This window comes from Arcobacter thermotolerans (assembly GCF_983172305.1).
Genome location: NZ_CFAFZJ010000007.1, coordinates 79127 through 98093 on the forward strand (window position 1 = coordinate 79127; position 18967 = coordinate 98093).

An 18967-nucleotide genomic window follows, 5' to 3' on the forward strand; every position below is an offset into this window, starting at 1 on the left:
TAGAAAGAGCAGGATTTTATGATAGATAAAAAAGAGTTTTTATTACAATCTATTATTAAAGCATATATAGAACATTTAGAACCAATAGGTTCAAAAGAGCTTAAATCTATGTATGAGTTAGATTATTCTCCTGCAACAATTCGTGGATATTTTAAAAAACTAGGAGATGAAGGTTTTTTAGCTCAAGAGCATATAAGTAGTGGAAGAACACCCACAAATGAAGCTTTAAAACAGTATTGGATAGGAAAATTAAATTTCTCTATTTCTGGTGTGAATATAAAAGCTATTGAGTTTTTGGCTAATAAAATTGGAGTAACAGTTTTTTTAAAAAAAGAGAAAAGTGATATTTTACAAAATATAATAAATGTAGAAAACAGGTATATAATTTTAGAGTTTACAACTTTTGTTGTAAATATAAAGTTTAATCCGGCTTTATATAAGTTTTTGAGTGATTTTTTACAAAGTTCTTTAAAGGATATTTTAAAAATTTCAAAAGATGTTGGTGCTTACGAGCTTTATAGCTCTATAAACTATACTTTACAAAGTAGTGATTTTGATATTTTTAATTACAAAGAGTTTTTATCTTTGGCATTAAATTTTGATTTTGATGAGTTTACAATTAATAAATTTCTAAAAGGCACAATTTTAGATGAGCTAAAAGAGGGTCTATATTTTGATGGTTTTTTACCACAAAGTTATATAGGAGTTTGTAAATTCTGCAAAATCAATAACGAAGATTATAAAATGTTTGTTGTTGGTGAATTATCAAAAGATTATGAATATTTTTTTGAACAAATTATAAATTTTTAAGGAGATAAGATGAGTGAATTAAAACAAGATGAAGTTTTAAATGAAGAGATAGAAAAAACGGAAAGTTGTTGCGAAAGTTCAAAAGAGTGTTGTGAAGGAAAAGAGGAACAAAAAGAGGAGAGTTTAGAAGATGTTATTGCTAGACTTGAAGATGAATTAAAACAGAGTGAAGATAAATTTTTAAGAGTTCATGCTGATTTTGAAAATATTAAAAAAAGATTAGAGAGAGAAAAATATCAAGCAATAGATTATGCAAGTGAGAAGTTTGCAAAAGATCTATTAACTCCTCTTGATACTTTGGAAATGGCTTTAAATTCAGCAAATGCGAATTTGAGTGCTGAAGAGTTACTTCCAAAACTAAAAGAGGGAATAGAGCTTACAATTAAAAGTTTTATTACAACATTTGAAAAGCACAATATTACAAAAGTTGATACAAATTGTGAGTTTGATCCAAATGTTCATAATGCAGTTATGCAAGTTGATAGTCCTGATCATGAAACTGGACAAATTGTAAGTGAGTTACAAAAAGGGTATATGTTAAAAGATAGATTGCTTAGACCTTCAATGGTTAGCATAGCAAACTAAAATTTGACCGAAATGTCATTAAACTATAGAATTTAAGATTATTTACAAATTAAAAAGAAAATTTAATAAAAGGAAGAAAAAATGAGTAAAGTTATTGGTATAGATTTAGGAACAACAAACTCTTGTGTTGCAGTTTATGAAAATGGTGAAGCAAAAATTATTCCAAATAAAGAGGGTAAAAATACAACTCCTTCTATTGTTGCTTTTACGGATAAAGGTGAAGTACTTGTAGGAGATCCTGCAAAAAGACAAGCTATTACAAATCCAGAAAAAACTATATATTCTATAAAAAGAATTATGGGACTTATGATGAATGAGCCAAATGCTAAAGAGGCTCAAAGTAAAGTTGGATATAAAATAGTTGATAGAAATGGTGCAGCTGCTGTTGAAATTGCTGGAAAAGTTTATACTCCTCAAGAAATTTCAGCAAAAATTTTAGGAAAATTAAAAGCAGATGCTGAAGAGTATTTAGGAAGTAGTGTTACAGATGCTGTTATTACTGTTCCTGCATATTTTAATGATGCACAAAGAAAAGCAACTCAAGAAGCTGGAACAATTGCAGGTCTTAATGTTTTAAGAATTATAAATGAGCCAACAGCAGCATCACTAGCATACGGACTTGATAAAAAAGGTGAAGAGAAAGTTCTAGTTTACGATTTAGGTGGAGGAACATTTGACGTTACAGTTCTTGAAATTGGAGATGGAACTTTTGAAGTTTTAAGTACAGATGGAAATGCTTTCCTAGGTGGAGATGATTTTGATAATAAAATTATTGATTGGTTAGCAGATGAGTTTAAAGCTGAAAATGGTTTTGATGTTAAAAATGACAAAATGGCACTTCAAAGATTAAAAGATGCTGCTGAAAATGCTAAAAAAGAGTTATCATCGGCTGAATCAACAGAGATTAATCTACCATTTATCTCAATGGGAAATGCAGGGCCAATTCACTTAGTAAAATCTTTAACAAGAGCTAAATTTGAATCTATGACTGAGAAGTTAATAGATGAAACTTTAGAGCATATAAAAGTTGCTTTAAAAGATGCAAATTTAAGTAAAAGTGATATTGATGAAATTATTATGGTTGGTGGAAGTACTAGATTACCAAAAGCAAACCAAGTTGTAAGAGAGTTCTTTGGAAAAGATTTAAATAAAGGTGTAAACCCAGATGAGGTTGTAGCTGCTGGAGCTGCTGTTCAAGCTGGAGTTTTAAGAGGTGATGTTAAGGATGTATTATTACTTGATGTTACACCACTATCTTTAGGAATTGAGACTTTAGGTGGAGTTATGACAAAACTTATTGAAAAAGGAACAACAATTCCAGTTAAAAAATCTCAAGTATTTAGTACAGCAGATGATAACCAACCAGCTGTTTCTATCCATGTTTCTCAAGGTGAAAGAGAGTTTGCAAGAGATAACAAATCTTTAGGTATGTTTGAACTTTCAGATATTCCACCAGCTCCAAGAGGTGTTCCTCAAATTGAAGTAACATTTGATATAGACGCAAATGGAGTTTTAAATGTAAGTGCAAAAGATAAAGGTACTGGAAAAGAGAACAAAATTACAATCTCTGGAAGCTCTGGATTAAGTGATGATGAGATTGCAAAAATGGTTGCAGAAGCTGAAGCAAATAAAGATGTAGATGCTAAAAGAAAAGCTCTAATTGAGACAAGAAACCAAGCAGATGCAATGCTTCACTCTACAAGAAAAACATTAGAAGAGAATGAAAGTTCTATTAGTGAAGAAGATAAAAAAGGAATTATTGATGCAGCGGCAGATCTTGAAGAGACTTTAAAAGATGATAATGCTACAAAAGAGCAAATTGAAGAGAAGTTAAAAGTTTTAACTGAAAAATCTCATAAATTAGCAGAAGCTATGTATAAAAAAGATGGTGAGCAAGGACAAGGTGGACAAGCAAACCAACAAGCAAAAAAAGATGACGATGTTATCGATGCTGAGGTAGAGTAAAACTCTACCTTATGCAAACACTTATTTATATTTTTATTCTTTTTATAGTAGTATTACTCCTAATATATATCTTTTTTAAATCAAAACAAAATCATCTTTTTTCGCTATTAAGTGGTAGTTGTCCTAGTTGTTTAGAGACAAGAAAAGTTTTTTTTGATAAAAATAGTAATACAAATTTTACACAAGATGTAATCAAAACAACTGTTTTAAAATATCATGGTTGTTCTGGTATAAAAGATGTAGAGTTTTTATGTACAAGTTGTGGTTTAAAAGAGATACATTCAATAAATTCTCAAATGGAGTGTAATATATGAAGAATTTAATATTTTTAAGTTCACTTATTTTTTTAATAGCGGCTTGTTCGAAAAAAGATGAAAATATAAGTATAGAAAAAAAATATTCACAAAATAGTCTTGAATCAAAATATGAAAAAGAGATTTTAAATAAAATGGAAAAAGTTCCTTTTTCTCAAATAAAAGGTTTTTTTGATGATGATTTAAATCATGCATTAGAAGTTTTTAAAAAAGATTGCCAAAAATCACAAAGGTATGAAGAGTTAAAAAATGTTTGCCAAAAAGCACAACATACAAATGATGGAGCTATGTTTTTTGTATCAAACTTCCAAGCATATAAACTTTATGATAATAATTCAAATGATGAGGGAATGATAACAGGTTATTATGAACCACTATTATACGGAAGTTTAAAAAAAACTCAAAGGTATAAATATCCAGTTTATAAAATTCCAAAAGATTTAGTTCTTTCAAATACAAATAGTTTACAAGGGTATAAAAATATTGGCAAAAAAGTTGGTAAAAAAATTGTTCCTTATGATACAAGAGCTTCTATAGAAAAAAATCCAAACAATAAAAATCTTGAAGCAATAGCTTATGTAGATGATAAAATAGACCTATTTTTCTTACAAGTTCAAGGAAGTGGGAAAATACAACTTGATACTGGAGAGATTTTAAATGTTGGATATGCTGGACAAAATGGACGAGAATATAAAAGTATTGGAAGATATTTTATAGATAATGAGATAATTTCAAAAGAAGATATAAGTGTTCAAGCAATAAAAGAAGCCTTACTAAAAAATCCTTCAAAAATAGATGACATTTTAAATATAAATGAGAGTTATGTTTTTTTTAAAGTTGCAGATCAAGGAGCTACAGGAGCTTTAAATACTGTTTTAACTCCAAAACGAAATATAGCAGTTGATAGAACATATATTCCATTAGGAATGCCTGTTTTTTTAAATACACAAAATCCTATTTCAAAAGAACCTATAAATAAACTCACAGTCGCAGCAGATGTTGGTGGTGCAATTAAAGGAGAAATAAGAGCTGACTTTTTCTGGGGATTTGGTCCTGAAGCTTTAAATTATGCTGGAAGAATGAAAGAGAAAGGTAAGTTGTATGTTCTAAAGCCAAAGTACTAAAAGAACAACAACTTAGCTTAAAATATAAAATAAAGATGTCTTTTAATTTTTTAGTTGATTAAATTCTATAATAAAATCAACTTCAATTCCTAAATTTGTATTTTTCATCAAAATAGGTTTTGAAATATTGATTGAGTATAACTCACTATTTATATTTGTAAATATATTAAATAAATCTTTAGGTTCTTTTACAATAGTATTTACACTAAAACTGAAAATCTCAACTTTGTTTGCATTAAGTGTTTCTATATATTTTATTATAGAGTGTTCTGGTAAGAGAATTTTTAACTGTTCATTTATACTCTCTTTATCAAAAAGTTCATCTTGTAAATATTCTTGAGTAAATATTCCATACACAACATCTTTAATCTCTAATTCATCTTTTGCTACAACTATTGCTTCAAAATTACTCTCTTGTTTTTCATCTAATTTTTTTGTCTCAACAGTTTGATATATTTTATTTAGAGACTGTTTTAGTAAATCTAGATTCTCATTATCTTTTGCAGTAATTTTTAGTTCTAATACTTTATTTTTTAAAATAAGCTCATTTATCATTACATTTTGTGGAGTAGTATTAAAAATAGCTTTTATTCTATGCTCAATTTTACTATTATTTAAAATATGATCAGGAAGTTTTTCAAGATTTATAGTTTTAGTTGCTTCTATTAAATTTAAGTTTATTGCAATTTTTCTAAAATCTATCATATTGTATATTTTGTACCCACCATAAAACATCATAGCAAAAAGAATAAATACAAAAATATATCTAGAATCTTTCTTTTTCTTCTTTTTTCTTGGGACTACAAAACTTTTTAAAACATTTGGATTTCGTGATAAGCTAAAAAGTTCATCATGAATATCAACACTGTAGTCATCTACCTTAAGCATTAATTCCAGACTTAGGTTTGTTAATTGCTCTTTTGTAAGATTTCTTAAAGCGAACAAAAAAGATACTTTTTGTATAAAAATCTCTTTTTGAGACTCATGAAAATTTTTTAGAATTTTTTGTAAAAGTTCACTAAGTTCAAGATAATAAAGTTCATCAAAAAGTTTTTGACCCTCCAAATTGTCTTCATAAAAATGTGTTCTTTTTACAGCATCAAAAGTTAGTAAATCTACAACTTCATTGTAAACAATCTTACTGTTTTTATCTACTATTAAAATATAAGCTCGGTCATTGTATATAAAAAATAGAAGTTCATTTTTTGAGCTTTGTTTTTGAATATGAGCATTCATTATATGAAAAGCTGAATATATATAATCAATTCCAGTTTTTCCAAAATAATTTTGTGTTTCAAATAGTGTTGTTTTTAATACAACAATATCGTAAGCTTCATTGAAATTAATAATTTCACAATCTTTTACTTTTGGTGATATTGATTTTGGAATTAATTTTGTAGTATCACTTAAAAGTAGAGTTGATATATAACTTAAATCATTCTCATTTTGTAGATTGTTTAATTTTTGAACAATATTATCTGGAAGAATATCCCCATCTAGTAGAAATGTTGAGTTGTCTTCACTTATTTCTTTATTATTTATATATTTTTTATATTCAACTTTTAGATTGTTGTTTTGTTTTACAACATTTATAAACATAGTCTCTTTTTTAAACATTTTTTTTCCTAATTTATATTAAAGAGTGTTGTAACATCTTTGTTTTTATTAAAGATTTCGCATCTTCTAGTTCCATATCTTTTACACTAAAAGGTTCGCTTATATAAAAATCTATTTTACCAAAAGGTTTTGGTAATACAAATTTATCCCATGAGTTAAACTGCCAATATTTAGAAGGTATGGCATTAAAACATCTAATATTTTTTCCACTTTTTTGTGAAATTATTACAACTCCATCTGCAATGCTATATCGTGGACCTCTAGGACCATCAGGAGTAATTGCAACATCATTTCCAACTTTTAACTCTTTTAATGCTCTTATTAAAACTTTTGAAGCACCATGTGAGCTAGAACCACGAACTGCTCCACAATTAAAAAGTTCTGCTGTTTTTGCAATAATCTCTCCATCTCTATTTTCACTTATTAAAGCTTTTACAACCCAGCCTTTTCGAAAGTGATGATAATTAAAGATTTGTGAAAGTAAATCACCATGCCACATACATAAAACAAAAGGTTCTTTGTCATCTTTTGGATGATGATAAACTTTTTTATTTGTTGAATAGATAAATTTTGTTATTAAATATAACAAATATGGAGCATACTTTTTTTTGATTGACTTCCACATTACTTTACTATTTCGCCTTTTAATGATGTTCTTGTTGCACTTGTAATTTTTACATTTATAAATTTCCCAAGTAATTCATCACTTCCTTTTGTAAATACCAAAAAGTAATTATCTGTATATCCACTTACTTCACCATTTGGTTTTAAACTCTCAACTAAAACATTTACTGTTTTTCCAATCATATTAGGCATTGAGTTCTCTAAATATCTTTTATGAAGTTCTATTAGCTCATCAAGTCTTGCACTTCCAATACTATCTTCTATTTCTAAATCTTTTAATTCAAGTGCTTTAGTATTTGGTCTAGGAGAGTATTTAAAATTGAAAATTTGATCAAATTTTACTTGATTTACAACATCTAAAGTATCTAAAAAGTCCTCATGTGTCTCTCCTGGAAAAGCTACAATAATATCTGTAGTAATTCTTAAATCAGGAATTAACTCTCTCATTTTTAAAGCTCTATTTAAAAACCACTCTTTTGTGTATCCTCTTTTCATAGCTTTTAAAATCTTTGTAGAACCACTTTGAAGAGGCATATGAATACATTTTGAGATTTTTGGATTTCTTGCAAACTCTTCTATGAACTCATCATCCATATGAAGAGGATGTGGAGATGTAAATCTAATTCTCTTTAGACCATCTATTTTTGATATATCTTGAAGAAGTTGTGTGAAGCTATATTTATCTCTATTATTACTAAATCTTTTTCCATAAGAGTTTACATTTTGTCCCAAAAGAGCAACTTCAACAACACCATTATCAACAGCTTTTTGTATTTGTGAAACTATCATTTCTGGTGGAATAGATATTTCATCACCTCTTGTACTAGGAACTATGCAATATGTACACTCTTTATCACAACCAACAGATATATTTACACTTGTTCTAAAATTGTTGTTATTTGCTATTGCAAACTCATATTGTGAGTCGTCATTATCAATACTTATTTCAACAGAGCCTTTTTTATCAACAACATCTTTTATTTTTGAAATATTTCTAGCTCCCAGTACAAAATCAACATAAGGAGCTCTTTTTATAATATCTTCACCTAAATGAGATGCTGTGCATCCACAAACGCCAATTTTTGCACCATCTTTTTTTTTCTTATTAAATTGTCCAATTTCAGAAAATAGTTTTTGAACTGGTTTTTCTCGAACAGAACAAGTGTTTATAATAATTAAATCAGCATCTTCAATATTTTGTGTAGCACTATAACCTTTGTGTTTTTCAAGTTCTGCTTGAATATGTTTACTATCGGTGTCATTCATTTGACAACCTAAAGTTTGTATAAATAGTTTTTTGCTCATATTTTTTATCACTATAAAATATTAAAGTGCATGAACCTCATACATATACTCATCATCAGCTAATCCAAATTTAATCTCTCTAAAATAGATATTAAATCCCTCTTTTTCTAAAGCTTCAACTAGAGCCATCATATCTTTGTGAGAGTTATCTCTATCAAAGTAAAATATTTTTTGACCCTCTTTTTTTAGCTCATCTTTAATCTTTTCTAACTGTACTTTTTTTGGCTTTTCATTTAATTCATTTCTAGCAATTAATAATTCCATTTCATTAAACCTTTTTTTTCAAATAATCGTATATTTTAGTCAAAAATTGCTTTAATTTCTATAAAAGGTAGTTTTGATATACTATTGTCCTAAAACTTGCATTGAAAATCAAACTTACCATTTCAATGTTAAAAAAACTATAGGAAATAATTATGGATAAAATAATAGATATTTTAGACTCAATAGCTTATGAAAAGGGTCTTAAAATTACTGATGTAGAAAATGCTTTAAAAGAGGCTTTGATTAAGACTGCTCAAAAAATGGTTGATTACACTTTGATTTTTGATGCAAAAGTAGATAGAGCAAGTAAAAAATTAACACTTTTTCAAAAGATAGAAGTTGTAGCAAATGATGATAAAAGATTATTCGAAGATTTAGTAAATGAAGACGGAACACCAATAAATAAAGAGAATTTTATAGCAATAGATGAAGCAAAAGCTATCAATAGTGATTTAGAACTTGGGGATCATTTGAGTTATGAGTTAGAATTTGAAAATATGGGAAGAAATGCTGCAACAATTCTTTCAAGTAATTTTGAATATAAGCTTCAAAGATTTGTAGAAGAAAATATAATGGCAAAATACAAAGAAAAAGTTGGAAAAATTGTATCTGCTGTTGTTACAAGAGTTGACAAAAATGATAGTACTTTTATTGAAATAGGAGAAATAAAAGGTATTCTTCAAAGAAAAAATAGAATAAAAGGTGAGTATTTTAAAGTAGGAGATACACTTAAAGCTGTTGTTAAATCTGTAAATATTGATAAAAATTTAGGCTTGATGGTAGAGTTATCAAGAACAAGTCCTAAGTTTTTGGAAAATTTACTTACTTTAGAAGTTCCAGAACTTAAAGATGAAAAAATTATTATAGAAGCAAGTGCTAGAATTCCTGGAAGTAGATCAAAAATAGCACTTATATCTACAAGCCCACAAATAGATGCAATTGGAGCAATTGTTGGTGTAAAAGGTGTTAGAATAAATGCCGTTTCACAAGAGCTAAATGGAGAAAATATCGATTGTATAGAGTATTCAAGTGTTCCAGAGATGTTTATTTCTCGTGCTTTAAGTCCTGCTTTAGTAAATAGTGTAAAAATAGAAGAACATCCAAAAAATGGTGAAAAAGGTAAAGCAGTTGTTACAATTAATAGTGAGCAAAAAAGTAAAGCAATAGGTAAAGCTGGATTAAATATAAGATTAGCTTCTATGCTTACAAAATATGATATAGAGATTGTTGAGATTGAAACAGGTGTAACAACTTCAAATCTTGAAACTAAAAAAGATGAAAAGATAAGTGATGCATCAAGCCTAGAGGCACTATTTAAATAGTATGAAAAAGATATATTTTTATGATACATCAAAAAAAACAAAAGTAGAATTTGTATCTTTAAAACCAAACATTTCAAAAATATATGTGTGTGGACCAACTGTTTATGATAATTCTCACTTAGGACATGCAAGAAGTGCTATTGCTTTTGATTTACTTCATAGAGTTTTAAAAGCAAATGGTTATGAAGTAGTTTTTGCAAAAAATTTTACAGATATTGATGATAAGATTATCAAAAAGATGAAAGAAGAGGGTAAATCTTTAGAAGAGATTACAACTTTTTATATAAAAAATTATAAAAATGATATGGAAATTTTAAATATTTTACCAAATAGTTTTGAGCCAAAAGCTACTGAAAATCTTGATGCTATGAAAGAGATGATAGAAAATTTACTTTCAAAAGATATCGCATATAAAACAGATGATAGCGTATATTTTGATGTTTCAAAAGATAAAAATTATGGTTCATTATCAAATCAAGCAAGTGATGAAAATTCACAAGCAAGAGTTGAAATAAACAATCAAAAAAGAAATAGTTCAGATTTTGCTCTTTGGAAATTTGAAAAAGCTAGTGATGTATCTTTTGCTTCAAATTTTGGAGCAGGTCGTCCTGGATGGCATATTGAGTGTAGTGCTATGATTGAAAAACATTTAGCTTATAAGGATGAACCTTTCCAAATTGATATTCATTGTGGTGGAGCTGATTTACTTTTTCCTCATCATGAAAATGAAGCTAGTCAAACAAGATGTGCAAGTGGACAAAATCTTGCAAAATATTGGATGCACAACGGTTTTGTAAATATAAATGGAGAAAAGATGAGTAAATCTTTAGGGAACTCATTTTTCTTAAAAGATGTTTTGAAATCTTATAGTGGAGAAGTTGTAAGATTTTATCTTCTAAGCTCTTCATATAGAGCAAATATAAACTTTAACGAAGAGGATTTACTTGCAAGTAAAAAAAGACTTGATAAACTTTATAGAGTTAAAAAAAGAGTTTATGAAGTAACTGCTTCAAAAGTGAATGAAAAGTTTGAAAACACTCTTTTGGAAGCACTAAATGATGATTTAAATACATCATTGGCACTTAGCTTTATTGATGAGTTTATAAATAGTTCAAATGATAGTTTGGATAAAAATCCAAAAGATAAGAGTCTAAAACAAGAGATAGTTGCAAATATTGAGTTTATTGAAAAAGTTCTAGGTTTTGGTGGAAGTGATGCTTTCTCTTATTTCCAATTTGGAGTTAGTTTAGAGCTAAAAAAACGCATAGAAGATTTGATTTCAAAAAGAGCAGAGGCGAAAAAAAATAAAGATTTTGCAAAAGCAGATAGTATAAGAGATGAGTTATCTGCTATGAATATATCAATTATGGATACAGCTTTGGGAGTTGTTTGGGAGTATAGATAATTTTTTAGGTTTAAATTTTTTGTTATCAACAAAACGCATAATATACACAAGGTTACAAAATGGCATTAAGTTGGAATGAGATAAAAAATAGGGCAATAAATTTTTCAAAAGAGTGGGAAAAAGAGCAAAGAGAACATGCAGAATCTCAAAGCTTTTGGAATGATTTTTTTAATATTTTTGGAATTAGTAGAAAAAGAGTAGCATCTTTTGAAGAGCCAGTTAAAAAATTAGGTGAACAAAGAGGAAGAATTGACCTTTTTTGGAAAGGTACACTTTTAGTTGAGCATAAATCAAGAGGTAAAGATTTAGCAAAAGCTTATACTCAAGCAATGGATTATTTTCCAGGACTTAAAGAAGCTGAACTTCCAAAATATATACTTATCTCTGATTTTGAAACTTTCAAACTTTATGATTTGGAAGAGGATAAAAACTATGAATTTACACTAAATGAACTCTATAAAAATGTTCATCTTTTTGGCTTTATTGCAGGTTACACAAAGCATAAAGTAGTTGCAGAAGACCCTATAAATATACAAGCTGCCCAAATGATGGGAAAACTTCACGATAAGTTAAAAGATGTTGGATACGATGGACATCCTTTGGAACTTTTTTTAGTAAGACTTCTATTTTTAGGATTTGCCGAAGATACATCTATTTTTGAAAAAAGAGCATTTCTTGAATTTTTGGAAAATAAAACTAGCGAAGATGGAAGTGATTTAGGAAGTAAACTAACAGAACTTTTTCAAGTTTTAAATACTCCTTTTGAAAAAAGATTAAAAAATCTTGATGAGAGCTTGGCAACTTTTCCTTATGTAAATGGAAAACTTTTTGAGGAGTTTTTACCTATTCCATCATTTGATAGTAAAATGAGAGATATACTTCTTGAGTGCTGTTATCTTGATTGGAGCAAAATATCTCCAGCTATTTTTGGCTCACTTTTTCAATCAATTATGGACAAAGAGCATAGAAGAAATTTGGGAGCTCACTATACAAGTGAAGCAAATATTTTAAAACTAATTCGTCCTTTATTTTTAGATGAACTTTATGAAAAGTTTGAAAAAGTAAAAAAGAATAAAAAACAACTAGCTGAATTTCACAAAGAGTTATCAACTCTACACTTTTTAGACCCAGCTTGTGGAAGTGGAAATTTCCTAATTATTGCTTATAGAGAATTAAGAATTTTAGAGCTTGAGATACTAAAAATTCTTTATAGTGAAAATGTACTTGATATATCTTCAATTGTTTGGTGTGATGTTGATCAATTTCACGGAATTGAAGTTGAAGAGTTTCCAGCTCAAATAGCTCAAGTTGCAATGTGGTTAATTGATCATCAAATGAATATGATTATTAGTGAACATTTTGGGCAATATTTTGTAAGACTTCCTTTGAAAAAATCAGCAAATATAGTTCATGCAAACTCACTTCAAATATCTTGAGAAGATGTAATAAGTAAAGAAAAACTAACTTATATTTTGGGTAATCCACCTTTTATAGGTTCAAAACTTTTAAATTCAAATCAACGAAAAGAAATGGAAACTATTTTTTCAAATGTAAAAAATGGAAAAGTTTTAGATTATGTAGCTGCTTGGTATTTAAAAGCTTCAAAATATATTCAAAATAGAAAAATAAAAGTGGCTTTTGTATCTACAAATTCAATAGTTCAAGGTGAGCAAGTTGGTATTTTGTGGAAAGAGTTATTTTCAAACTATGGAATAAAAATCCACTTTGCACACCAAACTTTCAATTGGAGTAATGAAGCAAAATCAAATGCAGCTGTACATGTTGTAATTGTAGGATTTGCCTCTTTTGATACAACAAATAAAAAAATATTTGAATATGAAAATATCAAAAGTGATGCACTTGAAAAAAGTGTAAAAAATATCAATCCTTATTTAGTAGAAGGAGATGATTTAATCATAGAATCAAGAAATAATCCAATGTGTAAAATTCCAAAAATGAACTTTGGAAATATGCCACTTGATGGAGGAAATCTAATTATAGAAGATAAAGAATTAGAAGAATTTCTCAAAAAAGAACCAAATGCAAAAAATTATATTTTATCATTAATAAGTGCAAGAGAATTTCTTAACAATAAAAAAAGATGGTGTTTATGGCTTGAAAATATAAGTCCAAAAGAACTTAGAAATATGCCAACTGTTTTGGAAAGAGTTGAAAAAGTTAAAATTTTTAGAGAAAGTAGTCCTGCTGTATCTACTCAAAAACACGCTTTAACTCCAACATTATTTAGGGATAGAAATAGACCAAATACATTTATTGTGGTTCCAAGAGTTTCTTCTGAAAGAAGATTGTATATTCCAATGGGATTTTTTGATAGAAATTATATTGTTAGTGATACTTGTTTATCTATACCGAACGGAGATTTATTTTTATTTGGACAACTTACTTCGCTTATGCACATGGCATGGGTTAAATATACTTGTGGAAGGTTAAAAAGTGATTATAGATATTCAAAAGATTTGGTTTACAACAACTATCCATTTCCAAAAAATGTAAGTGAAAAACAAAAAAAAGCTGTGGAAGAGAAAGCACAAAATGTTTTAAATATTCGTTCACAATTTAGTGATTGTAGTTTAGCTGACCTTTACGACCCGCTTTCTATGCCACCAAATCTAAAAAAAGCTCATCAAGAGTTAGATAAAGCTGTTGATAACTGCTATGGCTCAAAATTATTTAAAAACGATAAAGAGAGAATTGAGTTTTTATTTGGATTGTATGAAGAGTATGTAAATGAACAATAGAATTTTTAAAATTTTAGGAGAAATTAGTCAACAATTAAGTCCATTAGCTCAAATTCTAAATAATAGTGATTTAAATGAAGTCTTTAAAAAACAATTAGAAATTTCTAAAAATTTAAATGATACTTTTGCTCCAATAATCAAACAGCAAATGGAATTGTCTAATATAATGCAACAAAATAAATTTTTAATAAATTTACCTAAAATTGATAAGTCTATTTTAGAAAATATAAAAACTTTTCAAAGAGTATTTAATAATTCAACTTTTTTAGAATTAGGAGAAACATATAAACAATTAAAAGAAAATTTTGAAGTAGATAAAGATTTTATTGAAGATCTAAATAATTTTTCAAAAAAACTTAAAATTGATGATAAGTTTACTTTTGATATAAAATATGAAGATATTGAAGAAATAAATAAGAAAATAGAACAAAAAAAAGATTTTACTAAAAAAGATTTAATAACATTTGATAGAATAATTTCAATAATTAGTTTATTATTTGCATTGTATATTTATTCATTCCCTGATAATTCAGAATATATTAAAACTCAAGAAATGATAAAAGAGCTAGATAATAAATTTTCTAAATTATTAAAGCAAGAGCAATATTACGAAGTTACTAAAAATGCAGAAGTAAGAGAACAATCTAATACAAAATCAAAAAAAATAGCTGAGGTTTATCCTAATCAAAAACTTTTAATAATAGAAAATAAAGCTTATTGGTTACAAGTTGAATATTTTGATGAAAAACGAAAAGAAACTGTAATTGGATGGATTGCTAAGAAATCTACAAAAAAACTAAATTAAATAATAAATTTGAGTTGTCAAGTATTACTTGACAACTCAAAAAAGATTTATAAAAAAATCTTCTTATACTCTTCTTCATCCCAAGCAACTATTAAATTATCACCATACTCTATAACTGGTCTTTTAAAAAGCATAGGTTCATTTGCAAGATACTCTTTTTTACCTTGTTCATCAAGATTTAACTCTTTTAAATTCATCGTTTTGTATTTAGTACCTTTTGAGTTAAAAAGTATATTTATATCAACTTTTTGTGACCATTTTTTAACAGTTTCTAAATCTACTTTTGTAGTTTTAAAATCTACAAAATCAACTTCTATATTGTGGTCTTTGAAAAACTTCAAAGCATTTCGTACACTTCCGCAAGTTTTTATACCGTAAACTTTTATCATATTTTTACTCTATAATTTTTGGAACTACAAAGTAGTTATCTTCACTCTTTGGTGCATTTTTTAAAATTGCATCAGAAATCTCTTTGCTTGAAACGGCAATATCTTCTCTAAAAGGAGTTCCACCTTTTACTGTACTTGCTATTGCTTCAACATTTGAAACATCAACTTCATTTAAGTTGTTTACAAACTCAAGCATTTGAGAAATATCACTTTTTATTTTCTCTTTTTTATCATCTTCTATTTTCAAACTTGAAAGTTTTTCTAATTTTGCTATTAAATTATCATCTACAGTTATCATAAATTTTTCCTTTAAAAGGTTACCCTTTTAAAGGTAACCAAAATATTTAAATACTACTTTTTAGCGTTAAATAAATTTAACTAAAAGTAGCAAAATCCTAAAGAAAGCAACGAGTTGCTCTTAAATTTTTTGCCTATTTTATCAAAAAAAAGATTTATTTGCCTCTTTTAGCATAAAAATCTTTTTTAAACTCAATCCAATTATCTTTTAAAATAGCCTCTCTAGCTTGTTTCATTAAATCTAAATAGTAATATATATTGTGTATAGAAGCCAATCTAAAATAAGTTATCTCACCAGCTCTTAAAAGATGATTTAAGTAAGCTCGTGTAAAATTTTTACAAGTATAACAAGAGCAAGTTTCATCTATTGGTTTAATATCTTCTTTAAACTCTGCTTTTTTGATATTCAATCTTCCAAAACTTGTAAAAAGTGTTCCATTTCTTGCATTTCTTGTAGGCATTACACAATCAAACATATCAACACCACGTTCAATATTTTCTATCAAATCTTCAGGTGTTCCAACACCCATTAAATATCTAGGTTTATCTTTTGGCATAAATTGTGTAGTCCACTCTACAGTTTCGTACATATCAGCATTTGGTTCACCAACACTTAATCCACCAATTGCAAAACCATCATAATCACTCATTGCACAAAGTTGTTCGGCACTTAGTTTTCTAAACTCTTTATCTGTGCCACCTTGAATAATTGCAAAGATATTTTGATTTACCCCAATACCTTTTGATTTTTGTTCCATGTGATATTCAATAGCTTCTTTGGCCCATTTTGTAGTTCTTTCAATTGATTTAGCAATTCTCTCTTTTGTATTTGGCAAGGCAACTAAATCATCCAAAATCATCATAATATCACTACCCAAATCATATTGAGTATCTAAAACACTTTTTGGTGTAAAGTAGTGTTTGCTTCCATCTATATGAGATTTAAACATAATCCCATTTTCATCTGGTTTACTATTATCACTTAGTGAAAAGGCTTGAAAACCTCCACTATCTGTTAAAAATGAGTTTGGAAATTTTGAAAAACCATGAAGTCCACCAAACTTTTTTATTAGTTTGCTTCCTGGTCTTAAATATAAGTGATAAGTATTTCCTAAAATAATCTTTGCACCCATTTCTAACATATCGTTTGCATCAAGAGCTTTTACAGTTCCTTGAGTACCAACAGGCATAAAAACAGGAGTTAAAATAGTGCTATGTGCTGTTTTAATTGTACAGGCTCTAGCCCCTTGTGAAGTTGCGTTAATTTGAAATTCCATAAATATTATAAACCTTTTTTTAATTAAGATTATATTCTATCTAAAATCTACTATTAAACTTTTTAAGATATAATTTCGCCCATGAAAAAGATATTAATTATACTTGATGGAATAGTTGCAAAGAAGCTTTTGCAAAGAATTGTAGAGTCAAATACAGGTGATAACAACTATGATGTTGTATATATGAATGATGTGATTTTACCTATTCAAAAGCCATCAAATTTTACATTCTATAAATTTGATCCTACTTCAAATTCAAAACTATCAATGGTTCTTGACAAAAATATCCATAGTGAAGTTTTAATGGCACTTAGTTCAAAAGATGAGATGATGAGTGTTATTAAAAATATTAGAGAATACAAAAAAAATCTTCAAATTACTATTTTAGATTATTGGGGAATAAATATAAAAGACCCAATGGTTAGTATTTACAAAGGAATTGATGTTTTAGCAAATGGAATGGTTGAAAGATTACCAAATGTACCTGTTTTAGCTCAAAATATTGGATTAAAGCAAGGTGAAATAATGGAGATAAAAATTCCATTTGGAAGCTCTTATGCTTATCGTTCTATTGACTCTATTGAACAAAAAGATTGGAGAATTTTTGGTCTTTATAGAAATCAAAAATTAATGAATCTAAAATCATCTTTAGTTTTAAAACCAAATGATTTGATTTTGGTTATTGGAAAACCAACTGTTTTGATGAATATTTATAATGTTATAGGAAAAACTCAAGGTCAATTTCCTATGCCATTTGGAAGTAAAATTTACTTATATTTGGATCTATATTTAGAAGATGAAAAGAGTGTAAAAAAAGCTCTTGATGAAGCAAAATATCTAAATGAAAAATTAAAAAACTCTTTACTTATTGTAAAAGTTACAAGACCTACAACTGTAGCAATTATGGAACTTATCAAAAATGAATTAAAATATTTTCCTACAATAATTTTGCAAATAGATTATGCGAATTTAGGATTTAAAGAGATAATTAAAGAAGATAGCAGGAAATATAATATTGGTTTGCTTATTTTGACAAAATCTATGTTCAAAGATTTATATAAATTAAATTTTCTTTTAGAGCTAAAAATTCCAATTTTTAAAATGGGAGAAGAGAGTTTAAAAGCTTCAAAAAATGTTGGAGTTGTTTTAAATGATAGTGGAAGTTATGAACAGATTTCTCCAATAGTTTTTGATGTTGCTACTCAGTTAAAATTAAAAACAAAAATATTTGATTATGATCCAATAGGACAAAAAGATAATCAAGTAAGTTTACTAGACCACTATGAAAATTTGGCAAAAATCTTTAATGAAAAACTAGAGATTATAAAAGGTGTTGAAAATCCAATACGAGAGTTAAAAAAACAAAAAGAGATGTTACAAATCTTACCTCTAAAACAAAAAATGTTTAAAAAAAGGTCATTTATTAAGTTCTTCTATACAAATAGTGATTTAGTTGCTTTTGATATGAATAAATTTAATCAAATCTTAATTCCAATTTCTGAAGAACAGGTACAAAAATGAATAAAAACGATTTAAACGAAGCTAGAACAAATCCAGATTTTTTAATATATTTAGAAGCAGCAATGCAAAATTCAATAAAAAATCAAAATATAGAGATGATGTATGAAATTTTAGACACTATGCTAGTTTTAGATTTAGAAGAAGAAAAAACAAACAAAATTTATGAAGAGATTTTAAAAGTTGCTACTCTTAATCTTGAAGAAAAATTAGAAAAAAATGAGTTATTAAAACTAGAAAATATTGATTTTTTAACTATCAGAGCTTTTTATGAACTTGCTATTGAGAAATGGTCAAATAGTGATTTTGAATTAGCAAAAGCACTTTTTTTTACTCTTGCAAATAGTATTAATGATGATTTTTTGAAAAAAAATATGGAAGTTTTAATTGTAAATTTATCAAAAGAGCTTGATTTTGAAGATTTTTATGAAGAGTTTGTTGATAAAGATGAGCTTGAATCTAAAGAAGAGTATGGGTATTTTATTACAACTTTTAATTTTGATGTAGATGATTTTTTGAAAAATCACCAAGAGTTTTTACAAAAAGAGTATGAAAATTTAAAACATTTAATCGAAAAAAGGAAATAA

Annotated in this window: 18 protein-coding genes and 1 pseudogene; 12 read left to right on the forward strand and 7 right to left on the reverse strand. The window is 27.4% G+C overall.

The window, feature by feature from the left end; translation table 11 throughout:
* The first annotated feature begins 18 nt into the window (after positions 1-18).
* The 5 genes from AC5LG6_RS07020 (at position 19) to mltA (ending at position 4798) form a co-directional block, all read left to right on the forward strand.
* On the forward strand, positions 19-810 hold the full coding sequence (locus tag AC5LG6_RS07020) for a heat-shock protein (RefSeq protein ID WP_066221478.1): 792 nt from the start codon (positions 19-21) through the stop codon (positions 808-810).
* Between the two features lie 9 nt (positions 811-819).
* The gene (gene grpE, locus AC5LG6_RS07025; protein ID WP_186984777.1) at positions 820-1395 is read left to right on the forward strand and encodes a nucleotide exchange factor GrpE; all 576 of its coding nucleotides are present in this window, start codon (positions 820-822) and stop codon (positions 1393-1395) included.
* An 81-nt stretch (positions 1396-1476) separates the two neighbouring features.
* On the forward strand, positions 1477-3360 hold the full coding sequence (gene dnaK, locus AC5LG6_RS07030; RefSeq protein ID WP_066221484.1) for a molecular chaperone DnaK: 1884 nt from the start codon (positions 1477-1479) through the stop codon (positions 3358-3360).
* Between the two features lie 11 nt (positions 3361-3371).
* Positions 3372-3674: a hypothetical protein gene (locus AC5LG6_RS07035; RefSeq protein WP_066168245.1), complete on the forward strand. Its 303-nt coding sequence runs from the start codon at positions 3372-3374 to the stop codon at positions 3672-3674.
* Positions 3671-4798, forward strand: a complete 1128-nt coding sequence (gene mltA, locus AC5LG6_RS07040; protein ID WP_498586081.1) for a murein transglycosylase A — start codon at positions 3671-3673, stop codon at positions 4796-4798. Before AC5LG6_RS07035 ends, mltA begins: the two co-directional genes overlap by 4 nt.
* 42 nt (positions 4799-4840) lie before the next feature.
* Here the strand turns inward: mltA and AC5LG6_RS07045 are convergent, their stop codons facing one another.
* From AC5LG6_RS07045 to AC5LG6_RS07060, 4 genes are read right to left on the reverse strand one after another with little or no spacing between them, the layout of a single operon-like run.
* On the reverse strand, positions 4841-6415 hold the full coding sequence (locus tag AC5LG6_RS07045; RefSeq protein WP_498586082.1) for a DUF8569 domain-containing protein: 1575 nt from the start codon (positions 6413-6415) through the stop codon (positions 4841-4843).
* Between the two features lie 13 nt (positions 6416-6428).
* Positions 6429-7004, reverse strand: coding sequence for a lysophospholipid acyltransferase family protein (locus AC5LG6_RS07050; RefSeq protein WP_498586083.1), 576 nt, complete (start codon positions 7002-7004; stop codon positions 6429-6431).
* Between the two features lie 35 nt (positions 7005-7039).
* The gene (miaB, locus tag AC5LG6_RS07055) at positions 7040-8344 is read right to left on the reverse strand and encodes a tRNA (N6-isopentenyl adenosine(37)-C2)-methylthiotransferase MiaB (protein ID WP_498586084.1); all 1305 of its coding nucleotides are present in this window, start codon (positions 8342-8344) and stop codon (positions 7040-7042) included.
* Between the two features lie 21 nt (positions 8345-8365).
* Positions 8366-8608, reverse strand: a complete 243-nt coding sequence (locus AC5LG6_RS07060; protein WP_066156580.1) for an HP0268 family nuclease — start codon at positions 8606-8608, stop codon at positions 8366-8368.
* A 152-nt stretch (positions 8609-8760) separates the two neighbouring features.
* Here AC5LG6_RS07060 and nusA point away from each other — a divergent pair, with 152 nt between their 5' ends.
* The 5 genes and pseudogenes from nusA to AC5LG6_RS07085 all read left to right on the forward strand — a co-directional run bounded on the left by nusA (position 8761) and on the right by AC5LG6_RS07085 (position 14899).
* A complete protein-coding gene (nusA, locus tag AC5LG6_RS07065) occupies positions 8761-9930 on the forward strand; it encodes a transcription termination factor NusA (RefSeq protein ID WP_434253076.1) in 1170 nt (389 codons plus the stop codon).
* 1 nt (position 9931) lies between these two features.
* On the forward strand, positions 9932-11335 hold the full coding sequence (gene cysS, locus AC5LG6_RS07070) for a cysteine--tRNA ligase (protein WP_498586085.1): 1404 nt from the start codon (positions 9932-9934) through the stop codon (positions 11333-11335).
* 59 nt (positions 11336-11394) lie between these two features.
* Positions 11395-13830 (forward strand): annotated as a pseudogene (locus AC5LG6_RS07075) (class I SAM-dependent DNA methyltransferase); the annotation flags it as partial.
* A gap of 39 nt (positions 13831-13869) precedes the next feature.
* On the forward strand, positions 13870-14094 hold the full coding sequence (locus AC5LG6_RS07080) for a type IIL restriction-modification enzyme MmeI (RefSeq protein ID WP_498586094.1): 225 nt from the start codon (positions 13870-13872) through the stop codon (positions 14092-14094).
* Complete coding sequence (locus AC5LG6_RS07085) at positions 14084-14899, forward strand: SH3 domain-containing protein (protein ID WP_498586086.1); 816 nt, start codon at positions 14084-14086, stop codon at positions 14897-14899. Before AC5LG6_RS07080 ends, AC5LG6_RS07085 begins: the two co-directional genes overlap by 11 nt.
* A 47-nt stretch (positions 14900-14946) precedes the next feature.
* On the opposite strand, the gene AC5LG6_RS07090 is transcribed toward AC5LG6_RS07085, so the two are convergent.
* From AC5LG6_RS07090 to tgt, 3 genes are all read right to left on the reverse strand, one after another.
* Positions 14947-15288, reverse strand: a complete 342-nt coding sequence (locus AC5LG6_RS07090) for an arsenate reductase family protein (protein WP_066168260.1) — start codon at positions 15286-15288, stop codon at positions 14947-14949.
* 4 nt (positions 15289-15292) lie between these two features.
* Positions 15293-15583 carry an Asp-tRNA(Asn)/Glu-tRNA(Gln) amidotransferase subunit GatC gene (gene gatC / locus AC5LG6_RS07095; RefSeq protein WP_066168445.1) on the reverse strand — a complete coding sequence of 97 codons (291 nt, stop codon included), beginning with the start codon at positions 15581-15583 and terminating at the stop codon, positions 15293-15295.
* 157 nt (positions 15584-15740) lie between these two features.
* A complete protein-coding gene (gene tgt / locus AC5LG6_RS07100) occupies positions 15741-16862 on the reverse strand; it encodes a tRNA guanosine(34) transglycosylase Tgt (RefSeq protein WP_148570500.1) in 1122 nt (373 codons plus the stop codon).
* A gap of 81 nt (positions 16863-16943) precedes the next feature.
* Between tgt and AC5LG6_RS07105 the strand changes: the two genes are divergently transcribed.
* Complete coding sequence (locus AC5LG6_RS07105) at positions 16944-18383, forward strand: COG3400 family protein (RefSeq protein WP_066156560.1); 1440 nt, start codon at positions 16944-16946, stop codon at positions 18381-18383.
* Positions 18380-18967, forward strand: a complete 588-nt coding sequence (locus tag AC5LG6_RS07110; RefSeq protein ID WP_066360732.1) for a hypothetical protein — start codon at positions 18380-18382, stop codon at positions 18965-18967. Before AC5LG6_RS07105 ends, AC5LG6_RS07110 begins: the two co-directional genes overlap by 4 nt.

Coding starts and splice junctions, on each gene's coding strand:
- AC5LG6_RS07020 (WP_066221478.1), top strand. CDS start 19: ATGATAGATAAAAAAGAGTTTTTATTACAATCTATTATTAAAGCATAT.
- grpE (WP_186984777.1), top strand. CDS start 820: ATGAGTGAATTAAAACAAGATGAAGTTTTAAATGAAGAGATAGAAAAA.
- dnaK (WP_066221484.1), top strand. CDS start 1,477: ATGAGTAAAGTTATTGGTATAGATTTAGGAACAACAAACTCTTGTGTT.
- AC5LG6_RS07035 (WP_066168245.1), top strand. CDS start 3,372: ATGCAAACACTTATTTATATTTTTATTCTTTTTATAGTAGTATTACTC.
- mltA (WP_498586081.1), top strand. CDS start 3,671: ATGAAGAATTTAATATTTTTAAGTTCACTTATTTTTTTAATAGCGGCT.
- AC5LG6_RS07045 (WP_498586082.1), bottom strand. CDS start 6,415: ATGTTTAAAAAAGAGACTATGTTTATAAATGTTGTAAAACAAAACAAC.
- miaB (WP_498586084.1), bottom strand. CDS start 8,344: ATGAGCAAAAAACTATTTATACAAACTTTAGGTTGTCAAATGAATGAC.
- AC5LG6_RS07060 (WP_066156580.1), bottom strand. CDS start 8,608: ATGGAATTATTAATTGCTAGAAATGAATTAAATGAAAAGCCAAAAAAA.
- nusA (WP_434253076.1), top strand. CDS start 8,761: ATGGATAAAATAATAGATATTTTAGACTCAATAGCTTATGAAAAGGGT.
- cysS (WP_498586085.1), top strand. CDS start 9,932: ATGAAAAAGATATATTTTTATGATACATCAAAAAAAACAAAAGTAGAA.
- AC5LG6_RS07085 (WP_498586086.1), top strand. CDS start 14,084: ATGAACAATAGAATTTTTAAAATTTTAGGAGAAATTAGTCAACAATTA.
- AC5LG6_RS07090 (WP_066168260.1), bottom strand. CDS start 15,288: ATGATAAAAGTTTACGGTATAAAAACTTGCGGAAGTGTACGAAATGCT.
- tgt (WP_148570500.1), bottom strand. CDS start 16,862: ATGGAATTTCAAATTAACGCAACTTCACAAGGGGCTAGAGCCTGTACA.
- AC5LG6_RS07105 (WP_066156560.1), top strand. CDS start 16,944: ATGAAAAAGATATTAATTATACTTGATGGAATAGTTGCAAAGAAGCTT.
- AC5LG6_RS07110 (WP_066360732.1), top strand. CDS start 18,380: ATGAATAAAAACGATTTAAACGAAGCTAGAACAAATCCAGATTTTTTA.